The organism is Streptomyces sp. NPDC000151, from assembly GCF_040301705.1.
Classification (GTDB): domain Bacteria; phylum Actinomycetota; class Actinomycetes; order Streptomycetales; family Streptomycetaceae; genus Streptomyces.
Genome location: NZ_JBEPFC010000073.1, coordinates 1 through 15,795 on the forward strand (window position 1 = coordinate 1; position 15,795 = coordinate 15,795).

General features: G+C 73.4%; 17 protein-coding genes and 1 pseudogene. 12 read left to right on the forward strand and 6 right to left on the reverse strand.

The annotated features are described in order from the left end of the window. A pseudogene (locus ABT381_RS20715) lies at positions 1 to 801 on the forward strand (hypothetical protein); the annotation flags it as partial. A 104-nt stretch (positions 802 to 905) separates the two neighbouring features. Here ABT381_RS20715 and ABT381_RS20720 read toward each other — a convergent pair. Then, entirely contained in the window at positions 906 to 1,316 is a 411-nt protein-coding gene (locus ABT381_RS20720; RefSeq protein ID WP_351596180.1) for a VOC family protein, read from the reverse strand. A gap of 297 nt (positions 1,317 to 1,613) precedes the next feature. Here ABT381_RS20720 and ABT381_RS20725 point away from each other — a divergent pair, with 297 nt between their 5' ends. From ABT381_RS20725 to amaP, 8 genes are all read left to right on the forward strand, one after another. Further along, positions 1,614 to 3,212: an ABC-F family ATP-binding cassette domain-containing protein gene (locus ABT381_RS20725; RefSeq protein ID WP_351596183.1), complete on the forward strand. Its 1,599-nt coding sequence runs from the start codon at positions 1,614 to 1,616 to the stop codon at positions 3,210 to 3,212. A gap of 370 nt (positions 3,213 to 3,582) precedes the next feature. Then, positions 3,583 to 3,804 (forward strand): helix-turn-helix domain-containing protein, encoded by a 222-nt coding sequence (locus ABT381_RS20730; protein ID WP_006606369.1) that lies wholly within the window; start codon positions 3,583 to 3,585, stop codon positions 3,802 to 3,804. Positions 3,805 to 3,934: 130 nt separating this feature from the next. Then, positions 3,935 to 4,723 (forward strand): enoyl-CoA hydratase/isomerase family protein, encoded by a 789-nt coding sequence (locus ABT381_RS20735; RefSeq protein WP_351596187.1) that lies wholly within the window; start codon positions 3,935 to 3,937, stop codon positions 4,721 to 4,723. A 216-nt stretch (positions 4,724 to 4,939) separates the two neighbouring features. After that, a complete protein-coding gene (locus ABT381_RS20740; protein WP_351596190.1) occupies positions 4,940 to 5,407 on the forward strand; it encodes an Asp23/Gls24 family envelope stress response protein in 468 nt (155 codons plus the stop codon). Positions 5,408 to 5,452: 45 nt separating this feature from the next. Further along, complete coding sequence (locus ABT381_RS20745; protein WP_030264671.1) at positions 5,453 to 5,653, forward strand: hypothetical protein; 201 nt, start codon at positions 5,453 to 5,455, stop codon at positions 5,651 to 5,653. Between the two features lie 3 nt (positions 5,654 to 5,656). Next, the gene (locus tag ABT381_RS20750) at positions 5,657 to 6,196 is read left to right on the forward strand and encodes an Asp23/Gls24 family envelope stress response protein (RefSeq protein ID WP_351596195.1); all 540 of its coding nucleotides are present in this window, start codon (positions 5,657 to 5,659) and stop codon (positions 6,194 to 6,196) included. A 34-nt stretch (positions 6,197 to 6,230) separates the two neighbouring features. After that, on the forward strand, positions 6,231 to 6,896 hold the full coding sequence (locus ABT381_RS20755; protein WP_351596198.1) for a DUF6286 domain-containing protein: 666 nt from the start codon (positions 6,231 to 6,233) through the stop codon (positions 6,894 to 6,896). Between the two features lie 9 nt (positions 6,897 to 6,905). Continuing rightward, the gene (gene amaP / locus ABT381_RS20760; RefSeq protein WP_351596201.1) at positions 6,906 to 7,508 is read left to right on the forward strand and encodes an alkaline shock response membrane anchor protein AmaP; all 603 of its coding nucleotides are present in this window, start codon (positions 6,906 to 6,908) and stop codon (positions 7,506 to 7,508) included. Positions 7,509 to 7,539: 31 nt separating this feature from the next. On the opposite strand, the gene ABT381_RS20765 is transcribed toward amaP, so the two are convergent. The 5 genes from ABT381_RS20765 to ABT381_RS20785 form a co-directional block, all read right to left on the reverse strand. Next, positions 7,540 to 8,295 (reverse strand): SDR family oxidoreductase, encoded by a 756-nt coding sequence (locus ABT381_RS20765; RefSeq protein ID WP_351596204.1) that lies wholly within the window; start codon positions 8,293 to 8,295, stop codon positions 7,540 to 7,542. Between the two features lie 4 nt (positions 8,296 to 8,299). After that, positions 8,300 to 10,096 carry a glycoside hydrolase family 15 protein gene (locus ABT381_RS20770; protein WP_351596207.1) on the reverse strand — a complete coding sequence of 599 codons (1,797 nt, stop codon included), beginning with the start codon at positions 10,094 to 10,096 and terminating at the stop codon, positions 8,300 to 8,302. A 41-nt stretch (positions 10,097 to 10,137) separates the two neighbouring features. Next, positions 10,138 to 10,965 (reverse strand): SURF1 family cytochrome oxidase biogenesis protein, encoded by an 828-nt coding sequence (locus ABT381_RS20775; protein ID WP_351596210.1) that lies wholly within the window; start codon positions 10,963 to 10,965, stop codon positions 10,138 to 10,140. A gap of 80 nt (positions 10,966 to 11,045) precedes the next feature. Beyond that, positions 11,046 to 11,279, reverse strand: a complete 234-nt coding sequence (locus ABT381_RS20780) for a metallothionein (protein WP_351596213.1) — start codon at positions 11,277 to 11,279, stop codon at positions 11,046 to 11,048. 180 nt (positions 11,280 to 11,459) lie between these two features. Next, the gene (locus ABT381_RS20785) at positions 11,460 to 12,494 is read right to left on the reverse strand and encodes a DEDDh family exonuclease (RefSeq protein ID WP_351596216.1); all 1,035 of its coding nucleotides are present in this window, start codon (positions 12,492 to 12,494) and stop codon (positions 11,460 to 11,462) included. Positions 12,495 to 12,785: 291 nt separating this feature from the next. Here ABT381_RS20785 and ABT381_RS20790 point away from each other — a divergent pair, with 291 nt between their 5' ends. From ABT381_RS20790 to ABT381_RS20800, 3 genes are all read left to right on the forward strand, one after another. Next, a complete protein-coding gene (locus ABT381_RS20790; protein WP_351596219.1) occupies positions 12,786 to 14,072 on the forward strand; it encodes an amidohydrolase family protein in 1,287 nt (428 codons plus the stop codon). A 102-nt stretch (positions 14,073 to 14,174) separates the two neighbouring features. After that, complete coding sequence (locus tag ABT381_RS20795) at positions 14,175 to 15,056, forward strand: sterol desaturase family protein (protein ID WP_351596222.1); 882 nt, start codon at positions 14,175 to 14,177, stop codon at positions 15,054 to 15,056. After that, positions 15,053 to 15,760, forward strand: a complete 708-nt coding sequence (locus ABT381_RS20800) for a lysoplasmalogenase (RefSeq protein ID WP_351596225.1) — start codon at positions 15,053 to 15,055, stop codon at positions 15,758 to 15,760. The genes ABT381_RS20795 and ABT381_RS20800 overlap by 4 nt, the downstream gene beginning before the upstream one ends. Positions 15,761 to 15,795: the final 35 nt, after the last annotated feature.

The window sequence follows — 15,795 nt, forward strand, 5'->3', positions numbered from 1 at the left end:
GACGTGACGTCCGCCGAGCTGCTGGACTGGGCGCTGGGCGCGCTCGCCGCGGTCGGCGCGCTCGTCGTACGCGGCGGGAACGGCGCTTCCCGGGCGCGCGGCGCCGGGGACGCCGCCGTGCTGCTGCGGGGCGGCGAACCGTCCGGCGAGCGGCAGGCCCGGCTCACCCCCCTCGGCAGCTGGGCCGTGTGGGTCAAGCTGGAGCAGATCTGCGTGGCCGCGCAGAGCCCCGCCGGCAACATCGAGCAGTCCGCCGAGGCGATGCTGCGCGGCTGCGCGCGGCTCACCCCGGGACCCGCCCGCGCTGAGTACCGGGCGTGGCTGGCCGCGCGCTCGGCCGGCAGCGCGGTCGAGGAGCTGCTGGCGGTCGCCCGCGGCGACGACGCCCTGCTGCGCGGGCTCGCCTTCGAGGCGCTGCGCGCGGTCGGCGCACCGGCCGAGCCCGCCGTACGGGCCGCGGCCGACGAGCCGGCCCTGCGGCCGTACGCCCTGCTGTGGCTGGTCGAGCACGAGGGCGGCGACCCGGAGACCGCGCCGGACGTGCTCACCCGCGAGGAGTCCACCTGGCTGTGGGTGGACACCGCAGCGGCCGTCGCCGACCACGGCGAGAGCCGGCTGCTCGTACGGCACCTGGACTCCGCCGTGCAGGGCTCCGTGCCGCGCCTGCTGGAGGAAGTACGCGCCGTCGGGCATCCGCGCACCGTCCAGGTCCTCGTGGCGCTGGCCGCCGCGCACCCCGACCCGGCGCTGGCCAAGGCCGTCCGCCGCGCGGCCTTCCAGGTCCACACGGGCGGCGCCTGACGGGCCGCGGGCGGGCGCGCTCCACGGGGCGCGGCCGACCGGCGAGGGTGCGACCGGCCGGGCCCGGCACGTGGCGAGGGTGCGACCGGCCGGGGCCCGGCGCCTCAGGCGTCCTTGGTCGACGGGGCGTACGTGCCGAAGCTCCAGATGTTTCCCTCCTTGTCGCGGGCCATGTAGTCACGGGAGCCGTAGTCCTGGTCGGTGGGCGGCACGAGGATCTCCGCGCCGGCCGCCGCGGCCTGCTCGTGATGCGCGTCGACGTCGGCGACGGCGACATAGACGCCGGTGGGCCCGGCGTCGCCCATCGCCTCGGCGAAGACGCCGCCGCGGCCCTTGGCGCCGAGCATGACCGTGCCGTTGCCGTACGACAGCTCGGCGTGCAGCACGGTGCCGGACTCGTCCTCGTACAGCGCGCCCCTGGTGAAGCCGAAGGCCGTCGTCAGGAGCTCGATCGCCGCCTTGGGGTCGCGGTAGAGCAGGGTCGGGCAGATGGAGGGAGGCGGGGTGGCGGACATGGTCTCGGTCCCTTCGCGAGCCGGTGTGGCCTGACTCACACAAGTGTGCCAGCGGGGTCTGACAACACCACCTGACCTGGGTATTCGACCCTTCCGGCGGGACTCGCGGCAGTGGCCTCGCGGGGGCGGCGGAGGCCGGGAAAACTGCTTGCACACCACCGTTAGACTGGTCCTATGGCAATTCTCCTTGTGCATTAGACGGCGTCGGCCCGTTTGCGCTCCCTTCGGAGCGCGCCGCGTTGCGGCTTCTCCGCCCGCCCGTCCGTTCCGCCGTCCACCCTGCCCTGGAGTCTTTCCGTGATCACCGCTTCCGGCCTCGAGCTGCGCGCCGGCGCCCGAGTCCTCATCGAGTCCGCCTCTTTCCGTATCGCCAAGGGCGACCGCATCGGCCTGGTCGGCCGCAACGGCGCGGGCAAGACCACCATGACCAAGGTCCTGGCCGGCGAGGGCATCCCCGCCGCCGGCACGGTCACCCGCTCCGGCGAGGTCGGCTACCTCCCGCAGGACCCGCGCACCGGCGATCTGGACGTACTGGCCCGCGACCGCGTGCTCTCCGCGCGCGGCCTGGACGAGGTCCTGCGCAAGATGCGCGAGAACGAGGACCGGATGTCCAACGGCAAGGGCGCCACCCGCGAAAAGGCGATGAAGAAGTACGAGCGCCTGGAGACGGAGTTCCTCACCAAGGGCGGGTACGCCGCCGAGGCGGAGGCCGCGACCATCTGCGCCAGCCTCGGCCTGCCCGACCGCGTCCTCGCCCAGCCGCTGCACACGCTCTCCGGTGGTCAGCGCCGCCGCGTCGAGCTGGCCCGGATCCTCTTCTCGGACTCCGACACGCTCCTCCTGGACGAGCCGACCAACCACCTGGACGCCGACTCGATCCTCTGGCTGCGGGACTACCTCAAGACCTACCGCGGCGGCTTCATCGTGATCTCCCACGACGTGGACCTCGTCGAGACCGTGGTCAACAAGGTGTTCTACCTGGACGCCAACCGGTCGCAGATCGACATCTACAACATGGGCTGGAAGCTGTACCAGCAGCAGCGCGAGGCCGACGAGAAGCGCCGCAAGCGCGAGCGCGCCAACGCCGAGAAGAAGGCCGCCGCGCTGAACACCCAGGCGGACAAGATGCGCGCCAAGGCGACGAAGACCGTCGCCGCGCAGAACATGGCCAAGCGCGCCGAGAAGCTGCTGGCCGGCCTGGACGAGGTGCGGCGGTCCGACAAGGTCGCCAAGCTGCGCTTCCCGAAGCCCGCGCCGTGCGGCAAGACCCCGCTCACGGCCGAGGGCCTGTCGAAGTCGTACGGCTCGCTGGAGATCTTCACCGACGTCGACCTGGCCATCGACAAGGGCTCCCGAGTGGTCATCCTCGGCCTCAACGGCGCGGGCAAGACGACCCTGCTGCGGCTGCTCGCCGGGGCCGAGAAGCCCGACACCGGCCAGGTCACCCCCGGCCACGGCCTCAAGCTCGGCTACTACGCGCAGGAGCACGAGACGCTCGACCCGGACCGCACGGTCCTGGAGAACATGCGCTCCGCGGCGCCGGACCTGGACCTCGTGGAGGTCCGCAAGACCCTCGGCTCCTTCCTGTTCTCCGGCGACGACGTGGACAAGCCCGCGGGCGTGCTCTCCGGCGGCGAGAAGACCCGGCTGGCGCTCGCGACCCTGGTCGTCTCCTCCGCCAACGTCCTCCTCCTGGACGAGCCCACCAACAACCTCGACCCGGCGAGCCGCGAGGAGATCCTCGGGGCGCTGCGCACGTACGAGGGCGCGGTGGTCCTGGTGACCCACGACGAGGGCGCGGTGGACGCGCTGGAGCCGGAGCGGATCATCATGCTGCCGGACGGCGTGGAGGACCTGTGGGGCCCGGATTACGCGGATCTGGTGGCGCTCGCCTGATCGCCCGCGGCGCCCGGCACCGCGCGGCACGGGCGTAGGACATCTTGATCAACGCCGTATGGATCATTCGGCCGACGGGTGATCCATCATCTGAGTGAGAACGGCTCGTACCCGGCGCGCCGCGCCGCACGGGGGCGCGTGCCCGGCTACGGATTCCGTTGCGCGCCGCCCCGTACCCCCTGACCTGGCTCTTCTTCGCGCGCCTCGACGGAGGCGGCCACGCCGGGCCCATGGAATCCCTGATTCCGTGCCGCCGTGCGCCGCCTTGCGCGCCAAACCATGTCCTACGGACCTTGCCGAATGGGTGGCCAGGACGGGCGGGAGGGGTGATCATGAGAGTCCAGAGCGCACTTCCCATGAGGAGGCACGGGTGGCCGAGACTCTGAAGAAGGGCAGCCGGGTGACCGGCGCCGCGCGCGAGAAGCTCGCGGCAGACCTGAAGAAGAAGTACGACTCCGGAGCGAGCATCCGGGCGCTGGCCGAGGAAACCGGCCGCTCCTACGGATTCGTGCACCGGATGCTCAGCGAATCCGGTGTGGTCCTGCGCGGTCGCGGCGGGGCCACGAGGGGCAAGAAGGCCGCCTCGGCGTGAACTGAGGCGGCCCGCGACTCCGAAGAGCCGACGGTGCCACCCGGTCGAAGAAGCGATCGACCGGGTGGTTACTGTTCAGTTAACTTAGCGGTTACTGTGCAGTGCCCGACGGCCGACTCGGAGGCGCGTGATGAGTACCCTGACCCCGCTCGACAAGGACGGTGTACGGCTCACCGTTGACGACGCCGTCGCCACGGTGACCCTCACCAACCCTGCGAAGCGCAACGCGCAGTCGCCCGCCCTGTGGCGGGCCCTGGCCGAGGCGGGGCAGCAACTGCCCGGGAGTGTGCGGGTCGTGGTGCTGCGCGGTGAGGGCAAGTCCTTCTCCGCCGGCCTGGACCGGCAGGCATTCACTCCCGAGGGCTTCGCCGGCGAGCCGTCCTTCCTGGAGATGGGGCGCGGCCCGGAGCACGAGATGGACGCGCTGATCGCCGAGTACCAAGAGGCGTTCACGTGGTGGCGGCGGAACGACATCGTGTCGGTCGCCGCCGTCCAGGGGCACGCCATCGGCGCCGGGTTCCAGCTCGCGCTCGCCTGCGATCTGCGGGTGTGCGCACAGGACGTGCAGTTCGCCATGCGTGAGACGAGCCTGGGCCTGGTGCCGGACCTCACCGGCACCAAGCCGCTCGTCCATCTCGTGGGCTACGCCCGGGCGCTGGAGATCTGCGCCACCGGGCGGTACGTCCACGCGGAGGAGGCCGAGCGCACAGGCCTGGCCAATCTCGTGGTGCCCGGCGACCAGCTCGACGGCGCCGTCACGGACCTGGCGGCGGCGCTGCTCGCCGCGCCCCGGGACGCCGTCATCGAGACCAAGGCCCTGCTGGCCGGTGCCGCGACGCGCTCGCTCGACGAGCAGCGCGCGGCGGAACGCGCGGCGCAGGGCCGCCGGCTGCGCGACCTCGCGGGCGCGGGCGAGTAGGCGAGTAATCCCTGCCGCGGTGCGCCGGGGGCGCATGGCATCGGAGTAACGCCTGCCGCGGTGCGCCGGGGCGGGCGAGGGGCGAGTCCGCGTCGTTCCGCGCCCACTCGGCGTATCCCGGCGGCGCTCCGCCCCGACCCCGCCTAATGTGGACCACGGAGCGGACCTCAGGTGTGCCCGCTCCGTCCGCTCCTTCCCGCGGAAAGGGACGATGCGATGAGCGACACCGCACAGGGCGGCCAGCCGCACGGCGAGGGCGCCCGGAAGACCCTCGGGACCAAGCGCGGCGGCGGCGACCCGGCGACCCGGGGACGCACGACCATCGCGGACGGCGTGGTCGAGAAGATCGCGGGCATGGCTGCCCGGGATGTGATGGGCGTCCACACGATGGGCAGCGGCTTCGCCCGCACGTTCGGCGCGGTACGGGACCGGGTGCCCGGCGGCCGGTCCGTCACGCGCGGCGTGAAGGCCGAGGTCGGCGAGGTGCAGACGGCACTGGACCTGGAGATCGTCGTCGACTACGGCGTGTCGATCGGCGATGTGGCCAGGGCGGTACGGGAGAACGTCATCGCGGCGGTCGAGCGGATGACGGGCCTGGAGGTCGTCGAGGTCAACATCGCGGTCAGCGACGTCAAGCTGCCGGACGAAGTGGAAGAGGAAGAAGAGGAGCCCAGGCTCCAGTAACGGTCCGACCGCCATCCCGGCGGGGTGGCAGCGAGGGAGCGCACGATGAGCATGGCCGTGGCCGGTCTGTTGGCCGGCATGGCGCTGGGCTTCGCGGGGTACTTCGGCGGATTCGGTGCCTTCTTGCTGGTGGCGGCGCTGGGCGCGGTCGGTTTCGTGGCCGGGCGGTTCCTGGACGGGGACCTGGAGCCCGGCGAGTTCTTCCGCCGCGCGGGCGGCCGCGAACGCGACGCCCGGCGGCGGTGAGGCGTGACCGGACAGACCCCCGAGCCCGTCGTCCCGCCGGGACAGCGCGGCGCGACACGGGTCGCCGACCGGGTGGTCGAGAAGATCGCGGCCCAGGCGGCACGGGAGGCGCTGCGGCGCGGACCGGACGCGAGGGCGCGGGAGACCAGCGGCGCGCACGCCGCCGGCGCCCCGAACGACGACAGCCCGCGGAGCGGCACCCCGTCCAACGACGATCCGCAGACGGGCACCCGGACGGGCACCCTTCAGAGCGGCACCCTTCAGAGCGTCAGCCCTCCGCGCGACGTCCGTCCCGGCGACGCCCGCGCCACCGTCGTGGTCCGGCGGCACAACAGCCAGGACACCCACGGCGAGGCCCGCGTCCGGATCTTCGTCGAGCTCGGCTACCCCTGCGACATCGGCGCGGAGTGCGGCGCGGTGCGTCGGCAAGTGACCGAACGGGTATGGGCGTTGGCGGGCATGACGGTGCCCGAGGTGGCGGTGCGGGTGACGCGCCTGCACTCGCCGCAGCTGAAGCGGGCCGGGCAGGGGAGAGTGCGATGAGACGTACGGCGACCTGTGCGACGGGACGCGCGACATGAGCGAGCCGGACACGACGCGTCGGCTCCCGACGCTGGAGAAGACGCCCCGCGGACCCGGCGGCCCGGACGGCCCCGAGCAGTCCGCCTCCGCCGCCGCGTACACCTCCGGCGCCGCCGGGGGCAGGGCCGGCCGCTTCTGGTCGGCCCGGCGGCTGCCGGCCGGCCTGGTGGCGCTGGTACTGCTCGCGGTGGCCGGGCTCTTCCTGTACGACGTGGCCGCGGTGCGGGCCGGGGAGCGGGCGATGGCCTGGCGCCGGTGGCTCGCCGACGAGCTGGCGTCCCGCCCCCTGGACAACCCCGGGGTGCTGGCCGCCGCCGCGCTCGCCGCGGCGCTGGGCCTCTGGCTGATCGTGCTCGCGGTGACGCCCGGGCTGCGCGGCGTCCTGACGATGCGGCCCGCGACGCCCGGGATACGGGCCGGGCTGGACCGCCCGGCCGCCGCGCTGGTGCTGCGCGACCGCGTCATGGAGGTGGCGGGCGTGCAGTCCGTACGGATCACTGTCTCGCGCCGCAAGGTGCGGGCGCGCGCGGTCGCGCACTTCCGCGAGCTGGACGAGGTGCGCGGCGACGTGGACGCCGCGCTCGCCGAGGGCCTGGACCGGCTCGGCCTCGTCCGGCCGCTCGGCCTGTCCGTCCACGTACGCCGTCCGGGGAAGAGGTGAGCGGTGCCGATGCGTCAGGTACGGCGGGCGGTCAACCGTGTGCTGCTCGGACTGACCGGACTGGTGCTGCTGGGCGCCGGTGGGCTGGTGCTGCTCGGCGGCGCGCTGCCGCAGAGCTGGCGCGCCGGGCTGCCGGACGGGTGGCCATGGGCGGCGCCCGATGACGTCCTGCTGCCCGCAGCGGACCGTACCCGCTGGACGGGGACGGGCTGGTGGTGGCCGGTGGTGCTCGCCGCGCTGGCCGTGCTGCTCCTGCTCGCCCTGTGGTGGCTGCTGACCCAGTTCCGCGGCCGCCGGCTGCGCGAGGTCCTGGTCGACACCGGGGACGGCGAGGGCGCACTGCTGCGCGGGCGCGCCCTGGAGGACGTCCTCGCGGCCGAGGCGGAGAGCGCGGACGGGGTGCACAGGGCCGTCGTGCATCTGACGGGACGGCGCCGCGAGCCCCGCGTACGGGCCCGGCTCCTGCTGGAGCCGCACGCGGACCCGGCCGGTGCGGTGGACCTCCTCGGCACGCGGGCGGTGGCACACGCCCGCGAGTCGACGGGCCTGCCGGAACTCCCGGCGGAGGTCAGGCTGCGGGCCGTACGGCACCGGGCCGAACGGGTCAGCTGACCCCCGCACGGGAGATCGGGGCCGCCGGCGTTCAGAAGCCGTGCCGCGCCCCGCCGTCGATGGGCAGCATGACGCCGTTGACGTACGACGCCGCGGGCGAGAGCAGGAAGGCGGCGGTGCGGCCGAACTCCTCCGGGGTGCCGTAGCGGCGCAGCGGGATCGTCGCGGCATTGCGGGTGCGCGAGCCCTCCGCGTCGCCCGACAGCTCGTCCAGCTGCTGCATCCGGTCGGTGGCGATGCGGCCGGGGAGGACGCCGAGGACGCGGATGCCCTGCGGGCCCAGCTCGACGGAGAGCGACTTGGCGAAGCCGGCCAGGCCGGGGCGGAGCCCGTTGGAGATGGTGAGGCCGCGGATCGGCTCGTGGACGGAGCCGGAGAGGACGAAGCCGATCACGCCGCCCTCGCCGAGTGCCCCGGCAGCCGTGCGGGCCAGCCGGACCGCGCCGAGGAAGACGGAGTCGAACGCGGCCTGCCACTGTTCGTCGGTGTTGGAGGCGGCGCTGCCCGGGGGCGGGCCGCCGACGCTGATGAGGATGCCGTCCAGGCCGCCGAAGCGGTCGCGGGCCGCGTCCACCAGGCGCTGCGCCGAGGCCGGGTCGGCGTTGTCCGCGCCGACGCCGTGGGCGCGCGGGCCGAGCTGCTTCGCGGCCTCGGTGGCAGCTTCCTCCGTACGCCCGGTGAGCACGACGTTCGCGCCGTCGGCGACGAGCGCGCCGGCAGTGGCGTGGCCCAGTCCGCGGGTCGCGCCGGTGACGATGTACGTCCGGTCGGTGAGTCCAAGATCCATGGGGTCAGTCTGCCTTGAGCATGCCCGCCAGGGTGAAGGCGGTACCGATCAGGCCGACGTGGCTGAACGCCTGCGGGAAGTTGCCGAGCTGGCAGCCGGTCGCCGGATCGTACTCCTCGGCCAGCAGCCCGAGGTCGGTGCGCAGCTCCAGGAGGTGGTCGAAGAGCTCGCGGGCCTCCTTCTGCCGCCCGGTGAGGTGCAGCGCGTCGGCGAGCCAGAAGGAGCACACCAGGAAGGTGCCCTCCTCGCCCGGCAGCCCGTCGGTCGCGTGCTCCCCGTCGGCCCGCTGGGCGCTGTACCGGCGCACCAGCCCGTTGTGGGTGAGCTCCCGGCGGACCGCGTCGACGGTGCCGATGACGCGCGGGTCGTCGCCCGGCAGGAAGCCGACGCGCGGGATGAGGAGCGTCGCCGCGTCCAGCTCTTCCGAGCCGTAGTACTGGGTGAAGGTGCCGCGCTCGGGGTCGTACCCCTTCTCGCACACCTCGCGGTGCACCTCGTCCCGCATCGCGCGCCAGACGTCGAGGTCCGCCTTGAGGTTCGGGTGTGCCTCGGCGGTGCGGACGGCGCGGTCCGCGGCGACCCAGGCCATGACCTTGGAGTGCACGAAGTGCCGGCGCGGGCCGCGCACCTCCCACAGGCCCTCGTCCGGCTCCCGCCAGTTCTTCCGGAGGAAGGTGAGCAGCGCGCGCTGGATGTTCCAGGCGTGCGGCTTGTCGGGCATGCCGGCGGCCTTGGCGAGGTGCAGGGAGTCCAGGACCTCGCCGTAGACGTCGAGCTGGAGCTGTTCGACGGCGGCGTTGCCGATGCGGACGGGCGTGGAGCCGGAGTACCCCTCCAGCCAGGGCAGCTCCGCTTCCGGGAGCCGGCGCTCGCCCGCCAGCCCGTACATGATCTGCAGGTCGGCGGGGGAGCCGGCCACCGCGCGCAGCAGCCAGTCGCGCCAGGCCACGGCCTCCTCGACGTACCCGGCGGAGAGCAGCGCATTGAGGGTGAGGGTGGCGTCGCGCAGCCAGCAGTAGCGGTAGTCCCAGTTGCGGACGCCGCCGATCTCCTCGGGCAGCGAGGTGGTGGGGGCCGCGACGATGCCGCCGGTGGGCGCGTACGTCAGCGCCTTCAGCGTGATCAGGGAGCGGACGACGGCCTCGCGGTGCGGCCCGTCGTACGAGCACCGCGCCGACCACTCCGCCCAGTCGTCCAGCGTGCATTGCAGCGCCTCGTACGGGTCGATGCGATCGGGGCGCGGCTCGTGTGAGGGGTGCCAGGTGAGGACGAACGCGACCTGTTCGCCGGCCTCGACGGTGAAGTCGGAGCGGGTGCTGAAGCCCTGGCCGTACGTCGTCACCTCGGGCTCGGCGCGCAGCCATACCGAGTCGGGCCCCGCGACGGCGACGCGGCAGTCCCCGACGTGCCGCACCCAGGGGACGACGCGCCCGTAGTCGAAGCGCAGCCGCAGGACGCCGCGCATCTCGACGCTGCCCTCCAGGCCCTCGACGATGCGGACGACGTCGGGGGCGCGGTCGCGCTGCGGCATGAACTCCGTGACGCGTACGCGGCCGGTGTCGGTCGTCCAGACGGTGTCCAGGACGAGCGAGTCGCCACGGTAGGACCGCTCGGCGTGGGCGCGGTGGTCGGCGGGGGCGAGTCGCCAGTGGCCGTTGTCGCGGTTGCCCAGCAGGGCGGCGAAGCAGGCGGCCGAGTCGAAGCGTGGCAGGCACAGCCAGTCGATGGAGCCGTCGCGGCCGACGAGCCCGGCGGTCTGCAGGTCCCCGATGAGCGCGTAGTCCTCGATAGGTGGATGCACGCTGTCACGACTGCCCGGTGGGGGCGGGAGCTATGCGGGGACTAGTCCTTGGCCGTGGCTGCGGTGGGGGCCGGTTCGGCCGGTTCCGAGGGTGTGCCGGCGGTCTCCGAGGCGGCGGCAGCGGCGCGGTCCCGGCGCTCACGGCGTACCAGGACGAGCCAGCCGACCGGTACCGCGGCGGCGAACAGCCACCACTGGACGGCGTACGCCATGTGCGGGCCGATGCTGTCGTGGTCCGGCTCGGGGACCAGCTCGGGCTTGCCGCCGGCGGGCTCGGGCGCGGTCTGCTCGAGGTAGCCGCCGAGCACCGGGCGGTGCAGCCGCTCGGCCGCCTGCTTGCTGTTGATCAGCATGACCTGGCGGGCGGGCAGCCCCTTGGTGTCCTTGATCCCGCTCTCGGCGGTGGTCTCGTCGGGGATTGCCCGGCCGGTGACGGTGACCGTTCCCTTCGGCGCCGGCGGCACGTCGGGGAAGGTGGTGAGCGCGCCGCCGCTGGGCGCGATCCAGCCGCGGTTGACCAGGACGGTCGCGCCGTCGGTCAGCCGCAGCGGGGTGAGGACGTAGTACCCGATGGTCTGCTCGTCGGCGGCGGTGCGGTTGCGCACCACGACCTCGCCCTTGGTGTCGTACCGCCCCGTGGCCCTGACCGGGTGCCAGCGGTCCGCCTCCGGCAGATCGCGCCCCGGCTTCGCGAGGTCGGTGACCGGTACCGGCTTCGCGTGCAGTGCCTTGGCGATCTGGGCGTTCTGGGCGACCTTGTGCTCATGGCGGTGCAGCTGCCAGTAGCCCAGCTTGACCATGACGGGGATCAGGACGAGGCCCACGAGGGTGAGGATCACCCACTGCCGGGACAACAGGAAGCGGTACACGGTATTGACGGTACCTGTCACGATTCGGCCCCCGACGGCAGGGTCCCGCCGAGGGCCGGCCGGGCGCCCGGTCCCGGCCGTCAGACCCGGTCGACGATGCCCACCTTCCCCTCCGCGCGGGCGCAGTGGGCGCAGCAGAACCAGTGGCCGTCCGCCTCGACGCCGTGGCCGATGACCTGGCACCGGCAGTGCTCACAGATGGGCGCCATGCGGTGGATGGCGCAGGAGAAGCAGTCGAAGACGTGCACCGCGCCCTGCGCGTGCACCTCGAACGTCATGCCGTAGTCATTTCCGCAGACCTCGCATCGTGCCATGCGCCCCAGGATGGGCGCGGATTTCCGACGAGGGCGGTCCGGGCGGGGGTGTGTTGGTCGGCTTCACCCGGACGGGGGCGGGGGCCGGCTGCCCGCCGTGGGGACTTCGGTCGGCGTCCGGCGCACGCGCCGTTTGGGTTGCTCGCGCAGTTCCCCGCGCCCCTGACGGGGCGCTGCCGTTTACTTCTGCTGGGCCGGCAGGACGTCCTGCAAGAGCTGCATGAAGGCGGCCTCGTCTACTACCGGGGTGGCGAAGGAGCGGGCCTTGGCGGTCTTGGACGTGGGGGAGTCCGGGTCGTTGGTGACCAGGAGGCTGGTCAGCCGGGAGACGCTCGTCGCGACGTGCAGCCCGGCCTCGATCGCGCGGTCCTCCAGCAGTTCGCGGTCCACGGAGGTGTCACCGGAGAAGGCGACCCGCATCCCCTGCGTCAGCCGGCCGCCCGCTTCGTACCGTCCGGGGTTCGGATACGGGCAGGCCGGGCGCTTGCGGGAGGGGCGCCAGGTCGACGGGCGGTATCCCGCGCCGGATCCGGAGCGCTGCGCGGGCGGGCGCGGCGCGTCGGCCCACTCGGTCAGCGGCTGGCAGGCCAGCAGCGGCAGCCGGAGGTTGTCCTTGGCGGCCAGCCGGAGGCTCGGCCGGAACGCCTCGGCGAGCACCCGGGCGTCGTCCAGCGCGTGGTGCGCGTGCTCCTGCACGACGCCGTAGTGCGCCGCGAGGGACTCCAGCTTGTGGTTGGGCAGCGGCAGCCGCAGCTCCTTGGAGAGCGCGATCGTGCACAGCCGCTGGCGCACCGGTGCCTGGGCCTTGGCGCGGGCGTACTCGCGGGCGATCATCGACCAGTCGAACATCGCGTTGTGCGCGACGAGGACGCGGCCCTCCAGGCGCCGGGACAGCTCGGGGACGATCTGCGGGAAGAGCGGGGCGTCGGCCAGCACCTCGCTCGTGAGGCCGTGGATCCACACCGGACCGGGGTCGCGCTCGGGGTTGACGAGGGTGTACCAGCGGTCCTGGACCTCGCCGCGGGCGTCCAGTTGATACACGGCAGCGGAGATGATCCGGTCGTCGCGGGCCAGGCCCGTGGTCTCCACGTCGACCACCGCGTATCCCTCGGGATAGGCGGTGGGCCAGAGAGCCTGCGGTTCCTCCTGCGGGGCCGGCTGCCGCACGATCTCCGGAGTGAGTGTGCGGTCGGCTGCCGTGCGGTCTTCGAGCATGGTCCATGAGGATACGGGCCGGCACTGACAGCGATGCCGTGTGGGGGCGTACGGATGCGCGCTTGGGGATGATTCGGACATCGCGCGCCCCGTACGCGCCGGGTTTCCCGAAGGGGCGTCAGGTCCCTGCCCGACCTGACCGATGCACGTCTCTTTACCCCTCGTGGGGTCGCGCTGTAACCCTGTTCCAGCACGGGCACGACATGGACGCGACACGCACGCGACGCGTACGCGACACGCATGCGCAGGACCACCTCGAACGCTTCCTTCCGGACCGACCGAGGAGCCGCGATGACGGACCCGACCGACCCGTACCTGATCATCTCCGCCGACTGCCACGCCGGGCTGCCCGCCGAGCGGTACCGGCCCTATCTGGAGGCCGGGCACCACCGGGCCTTCGACGACTTCCTCGGGCAGCGGGACGCCCGGCGCGCCGGTACGGCCCGGCGCGGCATACGGAACGAGACCTCCGCCATGAAGTGGTACGAGGACAACGAGGAGGGCCTGCGCGGCGGCTGGGACGCCGCGCGGCGCGCCAAGGAGCTGGACGGCGACGGGGTGGCCGCCGAGGTCGTGCTGCCCGACACGGACCCCGTGGACGGCGGCGTCGCGGTGCCCTTCGGAGCGGGCCTGGACGCCCCCGAAGGGCAGGACCCCGAACTGGGCATGGCGGGCGCCCGGGCGTACAACCGCTGGCTCGCGGAGTTCTGCGCCACCGACCCCGAGCGGCACTGCGGCGTCGCCGTGCTGCCGGTCGCCGGCGAGGTGGAGGAGGTGGTCGCGGAGATCCACCGGGCCCGGGAGTCCGGGCTCGGCGCGCTGCTGATCCCGGCGACGTGGGCCGGCGGGGCGCCGTTCCACGACCGCCGGTACGACCCGGTCTGGGCGGCCGCCGCCGAGACCGCGATGCCCGTCCTCACGCACGCGGGGGCCGCGCCCCGCCACGAGTACGGCGGCCACCTCGGCATCGAGCTGTCCGAGGCCACCTGGTGGCCGGCCCGCCCGCTGTGGTTCCTGCTGTGGTCCGGGGCCTTCGAACGCCACCCGGGGCTGCGCTTCGGGGTCGCCGGGGCCGGCTGCTGGTGGCTGCCGAACCTGCTGTGGCACATGGACCGGTGCTACCTCGGCGCGCACGGCGGCAAGAAGCTCTCCCCGTTCGCCGCGCTGAAGCGGTCCCCGCACGAGTACCTCGACCGTCAGGTCTTCGTCTGCGCCACCGCGCCCCGGCGCCGCGAGCTGGCGCAGCGGTACGAGATCGGCGTGGACAACATCCTGTGGGGCTCCGACTTCCCGCACCCGGAGGGGACTTGGCCGCACACGAAGGAGTGGCTGCGCCGGGCCTTCCACGACATCCCGGTCGGGGAGACCCGCCGGATGCTCGGCGAGTCGGCCGCCGAGGTCTTCGGCTTCGACAGGCGGCGGCTCGCGTCGGTCGCGCGGCGCGTCGGGCCGACGCCGGACGACCTGGGGCAGCCGCGCAACCAGGCGCCCGTGGAGGCGTCCTGGCGGCGCGCCCGGGAGACCGGCCGGCACTGGCTGACCGGCTTCGACTTCCCGTTCGTGGGGGTGGGGGAGTGATCCGGGCCCGGACCCCGTGAGCGTACCGCCGGTAACTTTGACCGATACTCATTGGTAACAACCTCTGGCCGAGCCCCTGTACCCCGTTCTATGGTGCCCCACATGCCGCACCTGCCCGATGTCGTGTTGTGGTCGATACCGGCCTTCGTCCTGCTCACCGTCCTGGAGATGGTGAGCTACCGGCTGCACCCGGACGAGGACGCCGCCGGATACGAGACGAAGGACGCCGCCACCAGCATCGGCATGGGGCTCGGCAGCCTGGTCTTCGACGCGCTGTGGAAGATCCCGATCGTGGCCGTCTACGCGGCCGTCTACGAGCTGACGCCGCTGCGCATCCCCGTGCTGTGGTGGACGCTGCCCCTGATGCTGCTCGCGCAGGACTTCTTCTACTACTGGTCGCACCGCGGCCACCACGTCATCCGCATCCTGTGGGCCTGCCACGTGGTGCACCACTCCAGCCGGAAGTTCAACCTCACCACCGCGCTCCGCCAGCCCTGGACCACCTGGACGGTCTGGCCGTTCTACGTACCGATGATCGCGCTCGGCGTGCACCCGGCGGCGGTCGCCTTCTGCTCCTCGGCGAACCTCGTGTACCAGTTCTGGGTGCACACCGAGCGGGTCGGCAAGCTGCCCCGCCCGTTCGAGTACGTGCTGAACACGCCCTCGCACCACCGTGTCCACCACGCCTCCCAAGGCGGCTATCTGGACCGGAACTTCGGCGGCATCCTGATCGTCTGGGACCGGCTGTTCGGCTCCTTCGTCCCGGAGACCGAGCGGCCCGTCTTCGGACTCACCAAGAACATCGGCACCTTCAACCCGCTGCGGGTCGCCACCCACGAGTACGCGGCCATCGCGCGCGACGTACGGGCCGCGGGCAGCTGGAGCGAGCGGGCGGGGCGGATCTTCCGCGGCCCCGGCTGGCAGCCCGCACGGAGCGGCGACGCCGCGTCCCCGGTGCCGGACACCGGGACGTCCGCCGCATGAGCCGCTCCACCGCGGCCCGCGCCCTCCTCGCCGCCTTCGGGCTGCTGACCGCCGTCCACCTCGGCGCGCTGCTCGCCGGGGCCGGGACGGTGGAGGTGGCGACCAAACCGGCGCTGCTGCCGGTGCTCGCCGCCTACGTACTCGCCCGCGGCGGCCCCGTACTGCTCGCCGCCGCGCTGCTCTTCGGGTGCGGCGGAGACACGCTGCTCCAAGTGGACGGCGAGACGGCCTTCCTCGTAGGGATGGCCTCCTTCGCTGCCGGGCACGTCTGCTACCTGGTGTTGTTCGTACGACGGGGCAGCGCACCGGAGTGGGGCCGCGGGCGGCTCGCCGCCGCGGCCGCCGCGTACGCCGTCGCCTGGCTCGGCACCGTGGCGCTGCTGTGGCCGGACCTCGCCGCCGATCTGCGCGGGCCGGTCGCCGGGTACAGCCTGCTGCTCACCGCGATGGCGTACGGCGCGCTGCGGGCCGGGCCGCGCGCCCTGCTCGGCGGCCTGCTCTTCCTGGCCTCCGACACCCTCATCGCGAGCGGCCTCGCGCACTGGCCGCAGCCGCCCGCGCCGCAGTTCTGCATCATGCTCGGCTATCTCGCCGCCCAGTGGCTGCTGGCCGACGGCGTGCTGCGGACGGCGGCACCGGCCGCCGCCGGCGCCGCTGCCCCCGACGGACCGGCCCGGCGCGCCGCCGTACCGGGCCGGACGTAGCGTGGGCCGTGAGGCCCCGGGCCGGGGCACGCCCC